This is a genomic window from Bradyrhizobium sp. USDA 4354, from assembly GCF_054060315.1.
The window spans coordinates 7,096,784-7,117,336 of record NZ_JBSSDC010000001.1; the positions used below are offsets into that span (position 1 = coordinate 7,096,784).

The following is a 20,553-nucleotide window of genomic DNA, read 5'->3' on the forward strand; positions in this document are numbered from 1 at the left end:
AGTAATTTCGGTGTCGGCGTCAGGCAAACGATCCAACTACCACCATCGGAGAGCTACACCACTGCCTTGTGCCGCGCGATGCAGGTGCGCAGCACCTCGTCGATCGGTTTGCCCCACCAATCGTTGGAGAAGATTTCGATCTCCGAATAGCCGGCAAAGCCTTGCGCTTCGACGGCTTGACGCACCGATTTGATGTCGATGACGCCGTCGCCCATCATGCCGCGGTCGTTGAGGATGTCCTTGGTCGGCACCAGCCAGTCGCAGACGTGGAAGGCAAGCAGGCGATCCTTGCCGGCGCGCGCGATCTGGCCCATCAACTCCGGATCCCACCAGATGTGATAGACGTCGAGTGCAACGCCGAGCATGCCGGTACGATTGGGGTCGAGCCGATCGCAGATGTCGAGCGCCTGCTCTGTCGTATTCACGCAAGCGCGGTCGGCGGCGTAAGCCGGATGCAGAGGCTCGATGGCCAGCGGCAGGTTTGCCTGCTTGGCGTAGTCGAGCATCTCGGCAAGCGCTTCCTCGACCTGCCCGCGCGCCGCTGCGATATCCTTCGATGCCTCGCTGCCCGGCCGCGAATACTGCGGCAGGCCGCCGACGACGAGAACGATGCAGGGCGCGCCCAGCGCCTTGGCTTCGTCGACGCAGCGGCGGTTGTCGTCACGCACCTCACCCCGGCGCGAGGTATCCGAGGTGAACATGCCGCCGCGGCAATAGCCCGACAATTCGAGGTCGGCATCGCGCACCGCGCGCACGGCGCGGTCGAGACCGACGGCCGCGACCTGATCGCGCCAGGGATCGATGGCGCGGATGCCGTGCTTCGCACAGGCATCGACGATCTCGACGAGGTCACCCTGCTTGCGGACGGTCGCCGTGTTGAGCGAGAGCCAGCGATGATCGGACGAAAAATCACGCATCAGGATTCGATACCGCGGGTGGCGAGCACGGTCTTCATCCGCCGCGTCGCGAGTTCGGGATTGGCGAGCAGGCCGGCCTTGTCGGCGAGGCGGAACAGCTCGGCGAGATGCAAGGTGGAGCGCGTGCTCTCCTGACCGCCGACCATGGTGAAATGATCCTGATGGCCGTTGAGATAGGCCATGAACACCACGCCTGTCTTGTAGAACCGCGTCGGCGCCTTGAAGATGTGGCGCGACAGCGGCACCGTCGGGCCGAGCACGTCGTGGAAGCCCGCTTCGTCCCCCGCCGCGAGCCGCGACAGCGCGTAGGACGCCGCCGGCGCGATCGCGTCGAAAATGCCGAGCAGCGCGTGCGAAAAGCCTTCGCTGTCGCCGGCGATCAGCTCCGCATAGTTGAAGTCGTCGCCGGTATACATCTTGATGCGCTTGTCGAGGCGACGGCGCATGTCGATCTCGCGCTGCTTGTCGAGCAGCGAGACTTTTACGCCGTCGACCTTGGCGGCGTTGCCGTTGATGATGGCGACGGCCGTGTCCATCGCCTTGTCGAGATCCCTGGTGCCCCAATAGCCGGTCAGCGCCGGGTCGAACATGTCGCCGAGCCAGTGGATGATCACGGGCTCGCGGACCTGCGACAGCACGCGGTCATAGACCTTGGCGTAGTCGTCGGCGTTGCGGCCGAGCTTTGCCAGCGCGCGCGAGGCCATCAGGATGATGCGGCCGCCGACCTTCTCGACCGCCGATATCTGCTCCTCATAGGCGCGGATCACGTCGTCGAGACTCCTGGCATCCTCGACCGCGAGATGATCAGTCCCCGCACCGGAGAACACCAGCGCGTTGCGGCGCTTGGCGGCCGACACCGAGCGCGTGATCAGCTCCAGCGAGGTCGGCCAGTCCAGCCCCATGCCGCGCTGCGCGGTATCCATCGCCTCGGCAACGCCGAGGCCGAGATCCCAGACGTGCTCGCGGAAGGCGATGGTCTTGTCCCAGTCGACGGCGACGGAGAGCCAGGGATCGTTGTCGGCGAAGGGATCGGCGACCGTGTGCACGGCCGAGAAGGCGATGCGGTTCAGCGGTCCCTCGAGCTTTGCAGGAAAGGTGCGCGAGGCCGCGAGCCGGTAGGTCTCGATCGTGCGATCGGCCTTCGGCAGCTTCAACGACAATGACGACATCGGCAGGACGGGCTTGTTCATGGTTTCAGACCTCTCCCCGTCATTGCGAGGAGCGAAGCGACGAAGCAATCCAGAGTCTTTCCGCAGAGGCAGTCTGGATTGCTTCGCTTCGCTCGCAATGACGAAATCATGTTCATCGCAATTGTCAGGCCTTGATCGGGGCGACGTCGATCCAGCGTCGCTCCTTCCAGCTCTTCAGCGCGCATTCGGCGAGCTGCACGCCCTTGGCACCTTCGAGCAGCGTGAACTTGTAGGGTGCGTCCTCGTAGACGTGGCGGATGAACATCTCCCACTGCTCCTTGAAGCCGTTGTCGTAGGTGACGTTGTCGGGCAGCTTCTGCCAGTCGCCGTAGAAATCGTGCAGCCGCTTCTCGTCGGGATTCCACACCGGCCTCGGGGTAGCCTGCCGGGCCTGGATCATGCAGTCGGTGAGCCCTGCAACGGCCGAGCCGAGCGTGCCGTCGACCTGGAAAGTGACGAGGTCGTCGCGGTAGACGCGCGTCACCCAGGACATGTTGATGTGAGCGATGATGCCGCCCTCGAGCTGGAACGTCGCGTAGGCGGAATCGTCCGCGGTCGCCTTGTACTTCTTGCCCTGCTCGTCGTAGCGCTCGGGGATGTCGGTGTTGCCGATGCAGCTCACGCTCTGGACGTTGCCGAACAGGTTGTCGAGCACGTAGCGCCAATGGCAGACCATATCCAAAATGATGCCGCCGCCGTCTTCGTCGCGATAGTTCCAGGACGGCCGTTGTGCCTCCTGCCAGCCGCCTTCGAACACCCAATAGCCGAACTCGCCGCGCACCGAGAGGATGCGGCCGAAGAAACCGGAGTCGCGCAGGAACGCGATCTTCTTCAGGCCCGGGAGGAACAGCTTGTCCTGCACCGTGCCGTGCTTGACGCCCTTGGCGTTGGCGAGCTTCACGACCTTGACGGCCTCCTCGAAATTGGTCGCGATCGGCTTCTCGCAATAGACATGCTTGCCGGCGTTGATGGCCTGGGTCAGCAGCCCCGGGCGCGCCTGCGTGGTCGCGGCGTCGAAGAACATGGTATCGTTCTTGTCGGCGAGCGCCGCGTCGAGATCTGTAGTCCAGCGCGTGATGTTGTAGCGCTTGGCGAGCGCCTCGACCTTCTCGGCGTTGCGGCCGACCAGGATCGGATCGGGCATCACACGATCGCCGTTCTTCAGGCGGACGCCGCCCTGGTCGCGGATCGCGACGATCGAGCGGATCAGATGCTGGTTGAGTCCCATGCGGCCGGTGACGCCGTTCATGATGAGGCCGAGGCGTTGGGTGGTCATGCTAATTGCTCCCAGAGTGATCTTGGCTGTTCGAGCGGGCGGAGCGCCGACCAGTCCGGATGGACCGATGTCGCAAAGCCCGTTGCGTGAAGCGATCCCGTCAGGAGATCGCCATCGTGAATCTTGAGACGGATGCCCTGCCCGGCATCGGCATAGAGATCGGGATGCGCCGCCGCGAAGACCGCAGCTTCCTCGGCCGGCGTCTCGCCGAATCCGTCGACATAGTGATGGCCGTTGCGTTCGGCGTGAGTGACGCCGATGAAGGCGCCGAGCGCGAGGTCCTGCTGCACGGCGAGACCAGCCTGGCAGGTGAGGTCCTCACCTGTCACGAAGAAGATTTCGCCTTCCGCGCTCCATTTCGCCGCGCGCGTGGCATTGACGATCGACTTGTAGAGGCCCTTGCAGGATTTCGAGGAGATGCCGCGATAGCCGAGTGCCCGCGCTGCCGGAAAAGCATCGTAGGACTCATCGGCCTCGTCGATGATAAAGCCGCGCGTAGCGAGCGAGCCGAGCGGCGCTTGCCGCGTGATGTCGCGCGGCATCGGCTGTTCGATATAGAGCAAGCGCGTGGCGATCGGGCGCAGCGTGGCGTCATGATCGAGCCGGTCCATCAGCGCGTGCAACGCGGCAAGATCCGCGTACTGCTCGTTGGCGTCCAGGCTCACCCTGTAGTCGTGTCCCAGCGTATCGAGCTCCGCCCCGATACGCGCGAGCCGCACCGCATCGGCAGCGGGATCGCCCGACAGCTTGAGCTTGAAGTAGCGCGCGCCGGCATGCTCGCGCGGATCGGCAACGCCGCCCTGGCCTTCTACGGCATCATCAAGGCCGACCGTATGCCTGATGGCAACACGCTCCAGCGGCACCCGGCCGGAGAGAAACGTCCTGATGTCCCTCTCACTCAGGTCAGGAGAAAGCCGCGCATCGATGCCGGCGATGTTGCCGGCCATCCCGTCAAAGAAATTGGTTTCGACGGCGCGGAGCAGCGCATCGAGAATGGCCTTGTCGATCTCCGCGGGGCCATAAGCCGCAGCAAGCGCCGGAATGTTCTTTTTCGCACACGTCGCGACCTGGGCACCGATGCAGGAGGCATGCAGATCGAACGCGGTCTGGAACCCCGTCCGCGCCAGATAGAGCCCGCGCGCAATCTCGAGCGACCGTCGCAGCCCATCGACCGTCTGCGCGGGCGACAGCTCGGGCCGCTTGTCGAACCATTTCGGCACCAGCAGCTCGGCACTGGCACCGACCGCGGTTCCCCTGCCCTCGACCTCGATCTCGGCCCGCACGAACAGCTGCGGCGTCGCGTTGATGGTGATTGCACCAAAGCGGAACGGCCGCGCGAATTGCACGGGGCGTTCGAAGAAGGCGATGTCTCGCAGCTTCAGGCGGGGTGACATGGTCGTTAGTCCAACGCACCTTGCGAGAAGAAATGCTTGCGGATGCGTTGCACGAGTTCCGTAAACACCGGGTCGGCCATCACGTCGAGCGAGCGCGGGCGCGACAGCGGCACATCGTAGATCGCGGCGACCGCGCCAGGGCGCTCGGTCATGACAAGCACGCGGTCGGCGAGGAACACCGCCTCCGGAATCGAATGCGTGATCAGCAGCACCGTCTTCCTGGTCTCGCGCTGGATCCGCATCAGCTCGACATTCATGCGCTCGCGCGTCAGCGCATCGAGCGCGCCGAACGGCTCGTCCATCAGCATGATCCTGGGATCGTGCACCAGCGCCCGGCAGATCGAGGCGCGCTGCTGCATGCCGCCGGAGAGCTGCCATGGCAGCTTCTTCTCGAAACCTTCGAGGCCGACCAGCTTCAACAGTTCCTTGGCGCGGGCGAGATATTTGTCCCGCGGCAACCGCTTCATGTCGATCGGCAGCATCACGTTGCCCAGGATGTTGCGCCAGGGCAGAAGCAGCGCGTTCTGGAACACGATGCCGACATTGCCGTGTGGCGTCGTCACCTTCTCGCCCTCGACCAGGATCTCGCCCGTGGTCGGCGGCAGCAGGCCCGAGATCAGCTTGAGCAGCGTGGACTTGCCGCAGCCGGAAGGACCGACCACGACGAAGAACTCGCCGTCATTGATGTGGAAGTCGAGCGGCCGCAGCGAAGGCACGTCGCCGTCGCGGGTCCGGTAAGTCTTGGAGACGCCGGACAGCTTGATGCCCGACGCATCGCCGGCAGCCCGGCCGCTCACCAGTCTCAGATGCGCGGCGGGCTGCGCGGCTTCGTTCATGACTGTCGCAGGTTTCACGAGCCACTCTTCGGAAGGTAGTCGTTGGTGTAGAAGGCCTTCGGGTTGTCCTTGGCCTTGGCGTCGAGACCGCCATATTCGACCATCAGGTTGACCGAGTCCGTCATGTTCTGGTCGGAGACCTGGAACGGCCGCTTGGTCTTGGTCTCCGCGGTCCGGTAGAGCGGAATGGTCAGCTCGAATCCTTGCGTCAGCGTGTCGATCTTGCCGCCCTTGGGGTTGGCATCGAGGATCGCCTGCGCCGCCGCCTTCGGCTCCTTCTCGGCGGCCTCGACCGCCTTGGTCGTCGCCGACATGAAGCGGCGGACGAGATCGGCATTGGCCTTCACATAGTCGGTGTTGGCGATGACGCCCGAGGAGACCATGTTGATGCCGTAGTCGGCGAACTTGATTGGATAGACGTCCTTGCCGGTGGCGTCCTTGATCTTCATCGACTGGTCCATGACGTAGCCGAGCAGGAGATCGGCCTGGCCGTTGATGACGGCGTTGAGCTTGGTCTGGCCGTCGCCAGCGACGGTCTTGAAATCGCTCTCCTTCAGGCCGGTCTTCTTCAGGAACAGCGGCCAGATCTGGGTCATGGAATCCGCAGGCGTGATCGCCACCGTCTTGCCCTTGATGTCCTCGGGCTTTTTGATGTTCTTTTCGGCGAAGCCCATCGCGGACATCGGCGAGGTCTGCAGCAGCACGCCGGTCGCAACCACCGGCGCACCCTTGATCGCTGCGCGCATCATGGTGGGCACGTCGACATAGCCGAAGTCAGCGGTCTTGGCTGCGACCGCCTGTGTGGTCGCAGCCGAGCCGCGGCCTTCCTGGATCTCGAGCTCGATGCCTTCAGCGGCATAAATGCCCTTGAACTTGCCGTAGTAGAACGGCGCGTGCTCGCCATAGACGTACCAGTTCAGCATCAGCACGACCTTGTCGGCTGCCTGCGCCGGCATGGCCGCGAACACCATCAGTGCCGCTGAGACAGCCCCAATCAACCGCTTCATCGTTTTTCTCCATTGCCGTTTGTTGCGTCGGCCGTTGATGGCCGTTGCTTGAATCAAGACGCGAAAATCACGTCCTCACGCTGGCTGACATGCCAGGGAATGATCAGCTTCTCGATCCGGTCGACGATCCAGAACAGGACCACGCCGAGCAGCGCCAGGATCACGAGCGCCGCGAACATCGTCGGCAGGTCGAAGGTGCCGATCGAGCGCTGCATCACGTAGCCGATGCCGGAATTGGAGCCGACGAACTCGCCGACGACGGCGCCGACCACGGCCAACGTCACCGACACTTTGAGGCCGGAGAAGATCGCCGGCAGCGCATGCGGCAGGTTCACCGCGCGGAACACCTGCAAGCGGCTGCCCTGCATGGCACGGGCGAGATCGACCATGTCGGGGTCGACCGATTTGAAGCCCTGCACCGCGGAGACCACCACGGGGAAGAAGCCGAGCAGGAAAGCCGAGATCACCTTGGGAATGATGCCGAAGCCGAACCAGACCACGAACAGCGGCGCGATCGCGATCTTCGGCACGGATTGCGAGAACACCAGCAGCGGATAGACGTAGCTCTCCACCGTCTTCGAGCCCGCGATCAGCATCGCGACGGGAATGCCGAACAGCGCCGAGAGCAGGAAGCCGCAGACGGTCGCATAAGTGGTCGGCCAGGACTGCCGCAGCAGCTCCGGCCATTCGGTGCGCAGCACCGCGACGACATCGAGAGGCGACGGGATCTGGTAGGCGGGGATCTTGAACAAGCGGATCGCGAGATCCCAGGCCACGACGATGAAGACCAGGAACAAGAACGGCCGAACCCAGGCCGCATTCAGCACCTTGGACACCGCTCCTTGCGGCTTCGGCTCGGCCAATTTTCACTCCCGGCATTTTCTTCGTTGCGGGGAGAAATTAACCCGTTGGATAAATACTGTCCAGAGCTTTCCCTGTGACGTTTTGCGGCGGTTCCAGTCCCTCTCGTGTCCCGGACGCGCTGCAGCGTACAACGCTGCTGCGCAGAGCCGGGACCCAGTAAGCGGCACGGTGCATTGCGGCGACATGGGCCCCGGCTCAGCAGCGCAGCACCATAGCGCGTCGAAGACGCGCGTGAACGCGCTTATGGTGCTGCGCTGCGTCCGGGGCACGAGGGCGGAGTGAGGTGCACGCCCGCCTCCACGTCGTCATTGCGAGCGCAGCGAAGCAATCCAGACTGTCTCCGCGGAAAGATTCTGGATTGCTTCGCTGCGCTCGCAATGACGGAGCAAGTCGCCCCATCTGGGCTACGGACTACACCGTCTGCACCACCGCAGCCCGCGACTTCGGCGCCTTGGCGATCTCGAACAGCGCGGCGGACTGCCCCGTCAGCGCGGCGAGCACGAGGCCGACCATGTGGGCCAGCCGCTCGTCCTTGGCCTTCTTGTCCAAGAGATCGCGACCGAAGATCACGCTCAGTGTTGCCGAGTTGGAGAGATAGAAGAAGCTGAGCGCCGCGATCGAGATGTAGAGCTGCACCGGATCGACCGCGACCTGGAAGTCGCCAGACTCGACGCCGCGGCGCACCACGGTGCGGATCATCTCGACGAACGGCGAATGCATCGATTTGACCTTGGTCGAGCGCTTCAGGTGCTTGGCGCGCGCGAGGTTCTCGGTCTGGAGCAGCGACAGGAATTCGGGGTTGCGCAGGAAGTAGTTCCAGGTGAATTCGATCAGCCGCCGGATCGCCTCGGGCGGATCGAGATGCTCGAGATCGAGCCCCCGCTCCTCGCTGCGGATCTTGTCATAGGCGCCTTCCAGCACGGCGAGATAAAGCTCGTCCTTGTTGCCGACGTGATAATACAGCATGCGCTTGTTGGCGCCGGCCTTGGCCGCAATGCGGTCGACGCGCGCGCCGGCAAGACCGTGGGCGGAAAACTCCTGCTTGGCGGCTTCGAGAATGCGCAGCCGCATCCCCTCGGGGTCGCGCTGCCATTTCAGAGTTCGCTTTGCCTTCGCCAAACCGGGTGCTCGCTGGGTGCTCTCAGGTCAGCGTGTAGCACGAGGAAGCCGTCATTGCGAGGAGCCCTTGCGACGAAGCAATCCAGACTGCCACCGCGGAAGGACTCTGGATTGCTTCGCTTCGCTCGCAATGACGGGCGGAGGGACCGCCCTACTCCACCGGCTTCGGCGAGCGCTCCAAGAGCACGGTCTGGATGCCGCAAGTCCCATTCCGCACCGTCATCACCTTCGTGCCCGGCTTGCGCCCGTTGCGCACCTCGGAGACGTCGAGGCCGGCGGCGATCAGGCGAGCGCGTGTGGCGTCGATGTCGGCGACGCGCCAGCTCAGGCCCCAGAGGCGGTCATGCGCGGCATCGCCGCCCGCCACCGGCCGGCGCACCACCTCGACGATGAGGTCGCCGCAGCGGAAGAACATCAGCTGGCCCCAGTCCTGGTGCGAACGGTCGAGCGCGAGGTCCAGCCCGAGCCGCGCGCCGTAGAGCGCGGCAGCGCGCTCGGAATCCTCGGTGGTGATGACGACGTGGTCGAGCGCGTCGATCGGCGCGATATCGGTCGCGACCGACTTCGGACGCTCGTCGGCCAGCTCCAGGAAGAACATGCGCACGCCGCGCGTCAGCTCGGTGGCGGCGCGCGTGCGTTTCCAGTGCAGCACGGCGTCGGTGACGGCATCGCTGCTTTCGACCTCCGCGACCGGGTCCGGCCTCAAGGCCACCCGCTCCAGCCGCCGGTGCATCTTGCCGATGTCTGCGACACGAAAGCACAGGCTGGCGAGCGAGCCCTCCTGGTCGTCGAGCAGCGCACGCATGCGGTCGGCGGTGACGCTGAAGCCGCTCGGCGCCATCAGCTCGATCGTCATGTTGTCGAGGGTGAACAGCACCCGGTCGGCGCCCTCGCCGCAATTCTGCCAGGCCGGCGCGCGGGCGAGCAGCGTCTGATACGCCGTCCTGGCCGCACCGATATCGCTCACCAGAACGACGATGTGATCGAGGCCGGTGATCATCTTCCCCCCTTTGATCGACCCTTGATTGACTTGGGAACCCTTGGGCCGAAAGACGGCGTTTTCCCGGGCTTGGCATTGGCCTGTCATGGTCGTATTCCGGCAATATGCTGACCTCAAGCGCTTCGGGGCGGTTTTGCGAATAATTTCAGCGTCCCTCCGGAGCGGAACCGGTGTTAGAGTAATTCCGCCCGCCGGGACCACAAGCGCATCACGGACAAGCAATGCAGGCTCTCTTCATCGGACAGACCTATATCGACGTTGTCTTCATCACCGACCACATGCCGACCGGCGACGAGAAGCACGTGGCCTCGGACTACGCGGTCTCCTTCGGCGGCAATGCGGTGACGGCGGCGTTCTGCTGCGCCAAGCTTGGCATCGTGCCGGATCTCATCGCCACGGCAGCCAATGACTGGCTGGGGCGCATGTTCCAGGACATGTGCGCGAAGTACGGCATCTCGCTGCATGGGCGCAAGGTCAACCAGTCCTCGCTCTCCTTCATCATGCCCAACGACGGCAAGCGCGCCATCGTCCGCTGTCGCGACGACCACCACATCCATCCGTTCCCGATGCTCAATCTCGGCGGCTGCCGCGCGCTCCATGTCGACGGCCATCAGCCGGACGCCGCAATCCATTACGCCAAGGTGTGCCGCGAGGCCGGCATCTTGACTTCGCTCGACGGCGGCGGCCTGCGCACCAACACGCATGAACTGCTCGAATTCATCGACGTCGCGATCGTTGCCGAGCGGCTGTGCGAGCAGATGGACCTGACGCCGGAGAAGATGCTCGACTATCTCAAGAGCCGCGGCTGCAAGATCGGCGGCGTGACCATGGGCGAAAAGGGCCTGCTGTGGTACGACGAAACAGGGACGGTGCAGGTGATGCCGGCAATGCCGATCCCGCGCGAGCGCGTCATCGACACCAACGGCGCCGGCGACGTCTTCCACGGCGCCTATGTCTATTCCTACCTCGCCCATCCCGGCAAAAGCTGGCGCGAGCACTTTGACTTCGCGCGCGCCGCCTCGACCTTCAAGATCCAGCGCCTCGGCAACGAGGCCGGCTTGCCGACGCTCGTCGACATCGCCAAGGTCAGGCACGAGTTCGAGGTCAGGGTCTAGCGGTCGCAGGAATCACGATGGGACGCGTCTTCGTCGCCGGAAGCATCAACATGGATGTGGTGGCGACCGCCGATCGCCATCCCAGGGTCGGCGAGACGGTCGCCGGTCGCCGGGTGCTGTATTTTCCGGGCGGCAAGGGCGCCAACCAGGCGGTGGCGGCGTCGCGGCTAGGCGCCCGGACGACGCTGATCGGGCGGCTGGGCAAGGACTCCTTCGGGGCCGAGCTGAAAGTTTTCCTCGGCGCTCAGGGCATCGACCTCGGCTATGCCCAGGAGACGGCGGAGGCCCACACCGGCACGGCCATCATCACGGTGGCGGAGGCTGACAACACCATCGTCGTCATTCCCGGGGCGAACGGGCTGGTCGGCGCTGACGACGTCGAGGTCGTGCCGCTGCTGGCGGGCGACGTCGCCGTCAGCCAGTTCGAGATTCCGCTGCCGGCCATCGCCGCGTTCTTTCGGCGCGCCCGTGCCGCCGGGGCGACGACGCTGCTCAACCCGGCACCGGCACAGGCGATGTCCCGCGAGCTGCTCGCCCTTGTCGACATCCTCGTGCTGAACGAGACCGAGCTCGGCTTCCTCGCAGACAGCGAGCTCTCCGAAAGCGACGAGGCCCCAAGGATCATTGCTGTGGCGCGGCAGCTTCAAGCGCGCGAGGACCAGACCATCTGCGTCACGCTCGGCAAGCGCGGCGTGCTCGCGCTGGCGGGGCGCGAGGAGATTGCCGTGTCCGGCCGTGTGGTGAAGGCGCTCGACACCACAGGCGCCGGCGACTGCTTTGTCGGCGCGCTGGCCGCGCAATTGGCTGAGGGCGCGGCCTTGCGCACCGCCCTCACCTTCGCCAACGCCGCCGCCTCCATCAGCGTGCAGCGCATGGGCGCCGGGCCGTCGATGCCGACGGCGAAGGAAGTGGCGGCGACTTTGTAGAGCGAGGCGCTTACGCCAGCGCACTCTTCAGGTCAAAACTCTCGTCCGCGGCCTGCTCCGGTGTGATCGTGCGGTCCATGGCTTGCAAGCGGCGGCCGAACATGTGGTCGCCGGCGCGGTTGATCGATTCGATGCCGAGCAGCTTCTCGCCCTTGTAGCAGAACGCCGAGAACGCCTTCTTGGCAGGGTCACCGCGCAGGACGACGCGATCGTAGCCGGTCGTCAGCCCCGCGATCTGGAGCTTGTCGTCGCCCTGATCGCTCCAGAACCAGGGATGGTTGTCGTAAGGCTTTTTCTCGCCGGTCAGCCGCGCCGCGAGGCAGCGGGCGTGATCGGTGGCGTTCTGCACAGATTCCAGCCGCAGCGATCCGCCGAAACGCGGGCTTGCGAACAGCGCGCAATCGCCGATCGCGGAGATGTCGGGATCGGCGGTGGAGAGATATTCGTCGACGATGATGCCGGCGGCGACCGGAAGCCCGGCATCCGCGGCAAGCTCGATGTTCGGCAGCACGCCGACGCCGACCACGACGAGGTCGGCGGGCAGATGCCTTCCGTCGCTCAAGGACACGCCGGTGACCTTGCCGCCCTCGGCCTCGATCGAGGTGGCCTGCACGCCGAGATGGATGCGGATCCCGGCCTCGCGATGGCGCTCCTGAAAATACTCGGAGACCTCTGATGTCACCGCGCGCGCCATTACACGCGGGGCGAGCTCGAGCACGTCGACCTCGAGGCCCTTGATCCGCGCGGTGGAGGCGAATTCGAGGCCGATGAAGCCGGCGCCGATGATCACGGCGCGCTTCTTCGACGGCATGATCTGCCGCAGCGCCTCACTATCGTCGAGGATGCGCAGATATTTCACGTCGGGCAGATTGGCGTTGGGCAGGTCGAGCAGACGGTTGCGCGCGCCCGTCGCCAGCACGAGATGGCCGTAAGGCAGCGTCTCGCCTGAGGCGAGGAGGACCTTGCGGCCGGCGCGGTCGATCGAGACGGCGCGGCCGGCGATCAGCTCGATCTTCTGGTCCTGGTAAAACTTCTCGGGCCGGAACATCAGGCTTTCCGGACCCGCCGCGCCCTTGATGTAGGCCTTGGACAGCGGCGGTCGCTGATACGGCAGGTGCGCTTCGTCATTGATCAGGCAGACGCGCTCGGAAAAGCCCGCCTGGCGCAGCGATGCCGCGATCTGGTAGCCGCCATGGCCGGCCCCGACGATGATCACCGGGCCGGTCATTGCAGCAGCCCACTTCCGGAGACACGAGCGTGACCCATGTCGTCTCCTCTCTCGCTGATTTTGGTTTGCGGGCCTTTCGAGGAGCCGGCGCTCGTGTCCGTCCCTTGGTGAAAGCGGCCCCATTTGAGCCTATCGTTCCGCCCGGCGCAAGAGGAGCGGCCGGGGATTGTCACCCCTGCCCTTCTGCGATTTAGTTCTAGCCTCAACCTCCTGCCGGAGTTTTCCAAATGACCGCTCCCGTCTCAAAGCCCGATGATCCCGCCTTGCTGCGGATCGACGGCCCGATCGCGACAATCACGCTGAACCGCCCTGCCGCGTTCAACGCGATCGACCTTGCGATTGCGCAAAAGCTCGAGCAGCTCGCGGCCTATATCGAAGGCGCGGACGAGATCCGCGTCATCGTCCTCGAAGGCGAAGGCCGTGCGTTCTGCGCCGGCGGCGATCTGCAGACGATCGGAGCTGCCGCCGAAGCGGGCACGGTGACGCCCGTCGTCGGCGAGCTCTTGAAGCACTATCATGCCTTCATCGAGATCGTCAGGCGCATGCCGAAGATCTCGCTGTCGAGCGTGCACGGCTCGGCCGCCGGCGCCGGCATGGGCCTCGCCTTTGTCACCGACCTCTGCATTGCCGCTGACGATGCCAAGTTCACGCCGGCCTATGCCAAGATCGGAGTGTCGCCGGATGGCGGCTCGACCGTCGGCGTCGTCGGCACAGTCGGCTCCCGCCGCGCGCTGCAGGTCTTCCTGTCCGAGGACAATTTCACCGCGCAGCAGGCTTACGAGTGGGGCCTTGTCGCCAAGACCGTGCCTGCCGCTGATCTGAAGGCAGCGACGCGAAAACTCGCAGAGCGGCTCGCGCAGAACCCGCTGGCGGCGATCGCCGGCACCAAGCAGCTGGTCTACCAGGCCGCGACCACGCCGGTGAAGCAGCAGCTGGATGCCGAGGAGCACAAGATCATCATGGCGATGAACACGGAGGAATTCCGCAGCGCCGTGAAGAAGTTCACCAGCAAGGGGAAGTAGCGGCCCGCGGCTCAGCCCTTCGCAGGTCCAGTCCCCTGCATGAAGTCGAAGTCGCAGCCCTCGTCGGCCTGGAGGATGGTCTCGTTGAACAGCCAGGCGTAGCCGCGCCGTGCTTCCTCGGGCGCGGTAACCGGCTTCAACGCAGCACGACGCCGCTCCAGCTCGGCCGCATCGACCAGCAGCTCGATGCTGCGCTTGGCAACGTCGAGACGGATCATGTCGCCGTTCCGCACCAGCGCGAGCGGCCCGCCGACGGCGGATTCCGGGGTGATGTGCAGCACGATGGTGCCGAACGCGGTGCCGCTCATGCGCGCGTCCGAGATACGCACCATGTCCTTGGTGCCGCCGCGCGCGAGCTTCTTCGGGATCGGCAGATAGCCTGCTTCCGGCATGCCGGGGGCGCCCTTCGGGCCGGCATTGCGCAGCACCAGCACGTCGTCAGCGGTGACGTCGAGATCGGGATCATCGACCCGCAAGGTCATGTCCTCGACGGATTCGAACACGACCGCGCGCCCGGTGTGCTGCAACAGTTTCGGGCTCGCGGCCGATTGCTTGATGACCGCACCGCGCGGCGCGAGATTGCCGTGCAGGATGGCGAGGCCGCCTTCCTTCTTGATCGGATTGTCGCGCGAGCGGATTGCGTCCTGGCCGGGCACGTCTTCCGCATTGGCGACGACATCGCGCAGCGTCTTGCCCGAGATGGTCTTGGCGTCGAGATCGACGAGATCGCCGAGCTGCGCCAGCAGCTTCGGCACGCCGCCGGCGTGGTGGAAGTGCTCCATGTAGTGTTCGCCCGACGGCTTGAGATCGACCAGCACCGGCACCTCGCGGCCGATCTGGTCGAACGCTTCGAGATCGAGCCGGTGTGGCGAGCGATGCGCCATCGCGGTCAGATGGATCAATCCGTTGGTGGAGCCGCCGATCGCCTGGAGCACGACCTGCGCGTTCTTGAACGAGGCCGGCGTCAACACTTCGCTCGGCTTCGGCCCCTTGGCCTTGGCCATCTTTGCTGCGACCTTGCCGCTGGCCTCCGCGAGCCGGAAGCGCTCGGCATGCGGCGCAGGAATCGTCGCACTCATCGGCAGCGACAGGCCCATGGCCTCGATCATGCAGGCCATGGTCGAGGCCGTTCCCATCACCATGCAGGTGCCGACCGATGGCGCGAGACGGCCGTTCACCGCCTCGATCTCGGCATCGTCCATCTCGCCGGCGCGGTACTTGCCCCAGAGACGGCGGCAATCGGTGCAGGCCCCCAGCACCTCGCCCTTGTGATGACCGACCACCATGGGACCGACCGGAATAACCACCGTCGGGAGATCGGCGCTGATCGCGGCCATTACCTGCGCGGGCAACGTCTTGTCGCAGCCGCCGATCACGATCACCGCATCCATCGGCTGGGCGCGGATCATCTCCTCGGTGTCCATCGCCATCAGGTTGCGTAGGTACATCGAGGTCGGATGCGCAAAGCTCTCGGCGATCGAGATGGTCGGGAACACGAACGGCATCGCACCGGACAGCATCACGCCGCGCTTGGCGGCGTCGATGATCTGCGGAACGTTGCCGTGGCAGGGATTGTAGTCGCTATAGGTGTTGGTGATGCCGACGATCGGGCGCTGCAGCGCGTCGTCGGAATAGCCCATCGCCTTGACGAACGCCTTGCGCAGGAACAGCGAGAAGCCGGCGTCGCCATAGCTCGTCAGACCCTTGCGCAAGCCACTCGTCATCATGCCACTCCTTCAGTTGGCATTGTGGTACAGCGCGCCCCTCGATTGTCAATAAGGTCGGTCTTCGCCTCTCCCCGCTTGCGGCAGGACGACCGCATTCGAGAGCTTTCCAAGCGGCCACTCAGTATCGTCTCAGCAGCCCGCGGTCCGCGCTGGCCTCTCCATAATCGGCACAGGCTCGTTTCGGGTTCCTGATCAGGTCCGCCCGGACCCGCTTGAATGTCCTTGCGGCGGCCTCGAACACTTCGGGACGGAATTTGCCGGCATCATAAGCCTCGCCATCATAGGCCTTGATGGCCGCGCCATAGGCATCGATCATCGCCATGGCCGCCTCAGGGCTGCCGAGCAGCCGGGCGCCGAGTTGAACGCCGCCGCTGCCATCGACCTCATAACCGTCGCATCGTTGTTCCAGCACCGCGGTTGCGGTGACGAGCTGGTCGAGGAATGTCGCCTCGGCCTCGCTGAGGGGTGCGGCTTGCGACGGTCCTGGTACGATCGTCGCGAGCATTGCTAGGACTGACAATTTGAATTTCATTGTCGTGGCTCTCAAACGGCATCGCAGCTATCGAGAGCCAGACGATATCCGAAGCGGTGTTGACCCAGATCAAAGGAAGCGCGGCGAGTCGCGGCTGGCGGGGGAGCAATGCTCCCTCAGCACGTCATTGCGAGCGCAGCGAAGCAATCCAGCATCCCTCCGCGGAAAGATTCTGGATTGCTTCGCTGCGCTCGCAATGACGCGTGGTGAGAGATTACATGTCCACTCTCTGCGTTCGCGCGGTGAGAACCCCTCCGCCAAACCCTCTGAGCGCGAGCGAAGCTCGTCGCGGCCTCCAAACATGGGGCAAGGGAGCGTGCCTGCGCCGTGGCAACAGCATGGGCTGCAGCACCAAGCGCTAGATCGTTGCTGGCCTGATATCGTCGTGCGTTTGAAGCTGCGTTCCGCAAAACGGACAGAAAAGGACCGCTTGGTCGAACCAACCCATTCCTCGATCTGTGTTGACGCCTCCAACAGTCAGATACAGGACACCGGTATCCTCTTGGACAAAGAAGAAGCGCTTCTGCGGCAGAGTAAGCGCATCATTCATGTCCTTACAGCACGTTCCGAACGACTTGCGCTGAACTGCCACCGTTTCTCTACCGCTTATTCCAATCGATGATGCGGCTCGGGTCGGCATCGAACTCCATGGTGCAGAACGTGCCGCCCTGGAAATAATCGCCGACCGGATCCGGCTTCAGCTTGGCCTGTTCTGCCATCGCGTGCTCGCGGAAATCTTCGGCGCGGCCGGTCGGGCGATAGCCGAACTCGTAGGCGCGATGGTTGTCCCACCAGGCACGCTCGTTGAGGGAGGCGCCGTAGAAGATTTCGAAATGGATGTCGGGATGCTCTAGCCCGATGCGGCAGAGCTGCACGAGGTCGTCGGGCTTGAGCCAGATCGCGAGCCGGCGCTGGTCGAGCGGCATGTCGCCGAAATTGCCGATGCGCAGGCACGTGACCTTCAGGCCATGCTTGTCGGCGTAGAGCGCGCCGACGGCCTCGCCGAACACCTTGCTGACGCCGTAGCGGCCGTCGGGGCGCGGGGTGACGTCGGTGCCGATCTTGTGATGGCGCGGATAGAAGCCGACGGCGTGGTTCGACGAGGCGAACACCACGCGCTTGACGCCCTTGCGGTATGCCGCCTCGAACAGATTGTAGCCACCGATGATGTTGGCCTGGAGGATCTGATCCCAGCTGCCTTCGACCGAATAGCCGCCGAAATGGATGATGCCGTCGACGCCCTCGCAGATCGCCTCGCATTGCGCGAGGTCGGCGAGGTCCGCGGCCTTGAATTTTTCATTGGGGCCGAGATCGGCCGGCGGCTTGATGTCGGAAAGCAGGAGATCCGGGTAGATCGCTGGCAGCAGTTTTCGCAGGCTCGTGCCGATTCCGCCCGAAGCTCCCGTCATCAAAATACGCGGCATGTCTTTCCTCGCCTGTGGTGACCGATTTGCGGTCACGTGTCTCTAATGATAGCAGGTTTGTCCAGAGGGAACGAAACGAGAGAACCGGCATGAATGAGGCATCGTCCCACACCCAGGAGCGGCCGGGCTGGCGGCCGGCAAGCTATTATCCCGATCCGGCGATCCGTGCGCTCGATCCTCGTTTCGAAAAATACTGGCTGAAGCTTTCGGCGGTGGAACGGCTGGCGACCGGCCTGCGCTGGGCCGAGGGGCCGGTGTGGTTCGGCGATGGACGCTATCTCTTGTGCAGCGACATCCCGAACCAGCGCATCCTCAAATGGGAGGAAGAGACGGGGGCCGTCAGCGTGTTCCGCAAGCCTTCCAATTTCGCCAACGGCAACACCAGGGATCGCCAGGGCCGGCTGATCACCTGCGAGCATGGCGGACGGCGCGTGGTGCGCACCGAATATGACGGCAGCATCACCGTGCTGATGGATCAATTCAACGGCAAGCGGTTGAACTCGCCGAACGATGTCGTTGTTAAATCGGACGGCTCGATCTGGTTCACCGATCCGACCTTCGGCCTGCTCGGCAATTACGAGGGCTACAAGGCCGAGAGCGAGATCGACCCGAACGTCTACCGGCTCGATCCCCAGACTGGCAAGGCGACCATCGTCGCCGAAGGCGTGCTCGGGCCGAACGGGCTGTGCTTCTCGCCGGACGAGAAGATCCTCTATGTCGTGGAATCGCGCGGCGTGCCGAACCGCAAGATCCTCGCCTATGACGTCTCGCCTGAGGGCACCACGATCTCGAACAAGCGCGTCCACATCGATGCCGGTCCGGGCACGCCTGATGGCATGCGCTGCGACATCGACGGCAATCTTTGGTGCGGCTGGGGCATGGGCGATCCCGAGCTCGACGGCGTCGTCGTGTTCGCGCCCGACGGCGTCATGATCGGCCGCATCGCCCTGCCCGAGCGCTGCGCGAACGTCTGCTTCGGCGGCGTCAAGCGCAATCGCCTGTTCATGGCCGCGAGCCAGTCGATCTACGCGCTGTATGTGAACACGCAGGGTGCGTTGGGGGGATAGCGCGCGGCATGGAATGGTCTCGTAGGGTGGGCAAAGCGAAAGCGTGCCCACCAATTCTTGTTCGTCGTGGATGGTGGGCACGTCGCGCGAAGAGCGCGTCTTTGCCCACCCTACGAGATCTCTCTTCCGTCATTGCGAGCGAAGCGAAGCAATCCAGACTGTCTCTGCGGAAGGATTCTGGATTGCTTCGCTTCGCTCGCAATGACGAGACGAAAAAAACGCCGGAGCGGTTGCCCGCTCCGGCGTTTGGTTTGCTCGCGCTAACGCTTACGCCGCGTTGAAGCCGGCGACGGCCTTCACTTCGAGGAAGTCCTCGAGGCCATACTTGCCCCACTCGCGGCCGTTGCCCGATTGCTTGTAGCCGCCGAACGGCGCGGTGCGGTCATTGGGCACGCCCTGGAGGTTGACGTTGCCGGCGCGGATCTGGCGCGCGACGCGCTTGGCGTCATCGACCGTCGCGCCCGAGACGTAGCCGGCAAGGCCATAGGGCGTGTCGTTGGCGATCTGCACCGCGTCGGCTTCATCCTTGGCGCCGAGGATGGTCAGCACCGGTCCGAAGATTTCCTCGCGCGCAATCGTCATCTCAGGGGTGACGTCGGCGAAGATGGTCGGACGGACATAGAAGCCCTTGTTGACGCCTTCGGGCAGGCCCGGGCCGCCGGCGACGAGCGTAGCGCCCTCGTCGATGCCCTTCTTGATCAGCGCCTGGATCTTGTCCCACTGGCCGCGATTGACGACCGGGCCGATGGTGGTGCCTTCGCCGCGCGGATCGCCGGCCTTGGTCTTGTCGGCGACGGCCTTCGCGATCGCGGCGACTTCCTTCATCTTCGAGGCCGGCACGATCATGCGCGAGGGCGCGTTGCAGGACTGGCCGGAGTTGTTGAACATGTGCATCACGCCGCCGGTCACCGCCTTCTGGAGGTCGGCGCCTTCGAGGATGACGTTCGGCGACTTGCCGCCGAGTTCCTGGCTGACGCGCTTCACGGTGGGAGCAGCGCGCTTCGCCACGTCAATGCCGGCGCGGGTCGAGCCGGTGAAGGAGATCATGTCGATATCGGGATGCTCGCTCATGGCAGCACCGACCTCGGGTCCGAGGCCGTTGACGAGGTTGAACACGCCCTTCGGCACGCCGGCTTCATGCAGGATTTCCGCGAAGATCAGCGCCGAAGTGGGCGTGAACTCCGACGGCTTCAGGATCATGGTGCAACCGGCGGCGAGCGCAGGCGCGACCTTGCAGGCGATCTGGTTGAGCGGCCAGTTCCAGGGCGTGATCATGCCGACCACGCCGATCGGCTCGCGCAGCACCATGGCGGTGCCGACCGGCTCCTCGAAGTGGTAGTTCTTGAGCACGTCGAGCGTGGTCATGAGATGGCCGAGGCCGGCGCCGGCCTGGAGCTTCTCGGCCATCGGCAGCGGCGCGCCCATCTCGTCGGAGACGGCCGCGCCGATCTCCTTGAGGCGGCCCTTGTAGATCTCGATCACTTTGGCGAGCAGCGCGACGCGCTCCTCGCGGCTGGTCTGGGAGAACGTCGCAAAGGCGCGCTTGGCGGCGGCAACCGCCTTGTCGACATCGGCCTTGGAGCCCAGCGCAACCTCGTACATCGCCTCTTCCGTCGCCGGATTGACCACGGCGGTGGACTTCTTGACGGCGGGATCGACCCAGGCGCCGTCGATGTAGAATTGCATGCGATTGACCATCGTTAACCTCTTCTTGGGGGCTTGGAGGGGGCGTTTCGGCAGGCATCCTTGCACGAAAGCGCCGGCAATTGAACCCGCCATATGCGGGGCCAGCGTTGCGGCGAGCGGACGATATATGAGCCTCGTCGCGAACAGAGGCAAGCGCGGCTCTGGGTCCCGGCTCGGCGTCGCGACATTTCATGTCGCGCCTTGTCCGGGACACCAGATTTTG

Annotated in this window: 18 protein-coding genes; 4 read left to right on the forward strand and 14 right to left on the reverse strand. The window is 64.6% G+C overall.

Annotated elements, in window-relative coordinates; genetic code table 11:
• Positions 1 to 53: 53 nt before the first annotated feature.
• The 9 genes from ACVIIV_RS32975 to ACVIIV_RS33015 form a co-directional block, all read right to left on the reverse strand.
• Entirely contained in the window at positions 54 to 917 is an 864-nt protein-coding gene (locus tag ACVIIV_RS32975; protein WP_456747907.1) for a sugar phosphate isomerase/epimerase family protein, read from the reverse strand.
• Positions 917 to 2,107 (reverse strand): dihydrodipicolinate synthase family protein, encoded by a 1,191-nt coding sequence (locus ACVIIV_RS32980; protein ID WP_456747908.1) that lies wholly within the window; start codon positions 2,105 to 2,107, stop codon positions 917 to 919. Before ACVIIV_RS32980 ends, ACVIIV_RS32975 begins: the two co-directional genes overlap by 1 nt.
• Positions 2,108 to 2,231: 124 nt before the next feature.
• Complete coding sequence (locus ACVIIV_RS32985; RefSeq protein ID WP_456747909.1) at positions 2,232 to 3,383, reverse strand: Gfo/Idh/MocA family protein; 1,152 nt, start codon at positions 3,381 to 3,383, stop codon at positions 2,232 to 2,234.
• Entirely contained in the window at positions 3,380 to 4,777 is a 1,398-nt protein-coding gene (locus ACVIIV_RS32990) for a hypothetical protein (RefSeq protein ID WP_456747910.1), read from the reverse strand. Before ACVIIV_RS32990 ends, ACVIIV_RS32985 begins: the two co-directional genes overlap by 4 nt.
• 5 nt (positions 4,778 to 4,782) lie before the next feature.
• The gene (locus ACVIIV_RS32995; RefSeq protein WP_456748886.1) at positions 4,783 to 5,613 is read right to left on the reverse strand and encodes an ABC transporter ATP-binding protein; all 831 of its coding nucleotides are present in this window, start codon (positions 5,611 to 5,613) and stop codon (positions 4,783 to 4,785) included.
• 14 nt (positions 5,614 to 5,627) lie between these two features.
• On the reverse strand, positions 5,628 to 6,620 hold the full coding sequence (locus tag ACVIIV_RS33000; RefSeq protein WP_456747911.1) for an ABC transporter substrate-binding protein: 993 nt from the start codon (positions 6,618 to 6,620) through the stop codon (positions 5,628 to 5,630).
• A gap of 53 nt (positions 6,621 to 6,673) precedes the next feature.
• Entirely contained in the window at positions 6,674 to 7,483 is an 810-nt protein-coding gene (locus ACVIIV_RS33005; protein ID WP_456747912.1) for an ABC transporter permease, read from the reverse strand.
• A gap of 412 nt (positions 7,484 to 7,895) precedes the next feature.
• Positions 7,896 to 8,603: a TetR/AcrR family transcriptional regulator gene (locus tag ACVIIV_RS33010; protein WP_456747913.1), complete on the reverse strand. Its 708-nt coding sequence runs from the start codon at positions 8,601 to 8,603 to the stop codon at positions 7,896 to 7,898.
• A 151-nt stretch (positions 8,604 to 8,754) separates the two neighbouring features.
• Positions 8,755 to 9,603, reverse strand: a complete 849-nt coding sequence (locus ACVIIV_RS33015) for a VOC family protein (protein ID WP_456747914.1) — start codon at positions 9,601 to 9,603, stop codon at positions 8,755 to 8,757.
• Between the two features lie 221 nt (positions 9,604 to 9,824).
• Between ACVIIV_RS33015 and ACVIIV_RS33020 the strand changes: the two genes are divergently transcribed.
• Positions 9,825 to 10,718 (forward strand): sugar kinase, encoded by an 894-nt coding sequence (locus tag ACVIIV_RS33020; protein ID WP_456747915.1) that lies wholly within the window; start codon positions 9,825 to 9,827, stop codon positions 10,716 to 10,718.
• A 17-nt stretch (positions 10,719 to 10,735) separates the two neighbouring features.
• A complete protein-coding gene (locus ACVIIV_RS33025) occupies positions 10,736 to 11,644 on the forward strand; it encodes a ribokinase (protein WP_456747916.1) in 909 nt (302 codons plus the stop codon).
• Positions 11,645 to 11,654: 10 nt separating this feature from the next.
• On the opposite strand, the gene ACVIIV_RS33030 is transcribed toward ACVIIV_RS33025, so the two are convergent.
• A complete protein-coding gene (locus ACVIIV_RS33030; RefSeq protein ID WP_456747917.1) occupies positions 11,655 to 12,872 on the reverse strand; it encodes an NAD(P)/FAD-dependent oxidoreductase in 1,218 nt (405 codons plus the stop codon).
• 227 nt (positions 12,873 to 13,099) lie between these two features.
• Between ACVIIV_RS33030 and ACVIIV_RS33035 the strand changes: the two genes are divergently transcribed.
• A complete protein-coding gene (locus tag ACVIIV_RS33035; RefSeq protein ID WP_456747918.1) occupies positions 13,100 to 13,894 on the forward strand; it encodes an enoyl-CoA hydratase/isomerase family protein in 795 nt (264 codons plus the stop codon).
• Between the two features lie 11 nt (positions 13,895 to 13,905).
• On the opposite strand, the gene ACVIIV_RS33040 is transcribed toward ACVIIV_RS33035, so the two are convergent.
• From ACVIIV_RS33040 to ACVIIV_RS33050, 3 genes are all read right to left on the reverse strand, one after another.
• Positions 13,906 to 15,618 (reverse strand): IlvD/Edd family dehydratase, encoded by a 1,713-nt coding sequence (locus ACVIIV_RS33040; protein ID WP_456747919.1) that lies wholly within the window; start codon positions 15,616 to 15,618, stop codon positions 13,906 to 13,908.
• A 121-nt stretch (positions 15,619 to 15,739) separates the two neighbouring features.
• Positions 15,740 to 16,153, reverse strand: coding sequence for a hypothetical protein (locus ACVIIV_RS33045; RefSeq protein ID WP_456747920.1), 414 nt, complete (start codon positions 16,151 to 16,153; stop codon positions 15,740 to 15,742).
• Positions 16,154 to 16,752: 599 nt separating this feature from the next.
• Entirely contained in the window at positions 16,753 to 17,577 is an 825-nt protein-coding gene (locus ACVIIV_RS33050; protein WP_456747921.1) for an NAD-dependent epimerase/dehydratase family protein, read from the reverse strand.
• Between the two features lie 89 nt (positions 17,578 to 17,666).
• On the opposite strand from ACVIIV_RS33050, the gene ACVIIV_RS33055 reads away from it, so the two are divergent.
• Positions 17,667 to 18,644, forward strand: a complete 978-nt coding sequence (locus ACVIIV_RS33055; RefSeq protein ID WP_456747922.1) for an SMP-30/gluconolactonase/LRE family protein — start codon at positions 17,667 to 17,669, stop codon at positions 18,642 to 18,644.
• A gap of 267 nt (positions 18,645 to 18,911) precedes the next feature.
• Here the strand turns inward: ACVIIV_RS33055 and ACVIIV_RS33060 are convergent, their stop codons facing one another.
• A complete protein-coding gene (locus tag ACVIIV_RS33060; protein ID WP_456747923.1) occupies positions 18,912 to 20,342 on the reverse strand; it encodes an aldehyde dehydrogenase family protein in 1,431 nt (476 codons plus the stop codon).
• Between the last annotated feature and the right edge of the window lie 211 nt (positions 20,343 to 20,553).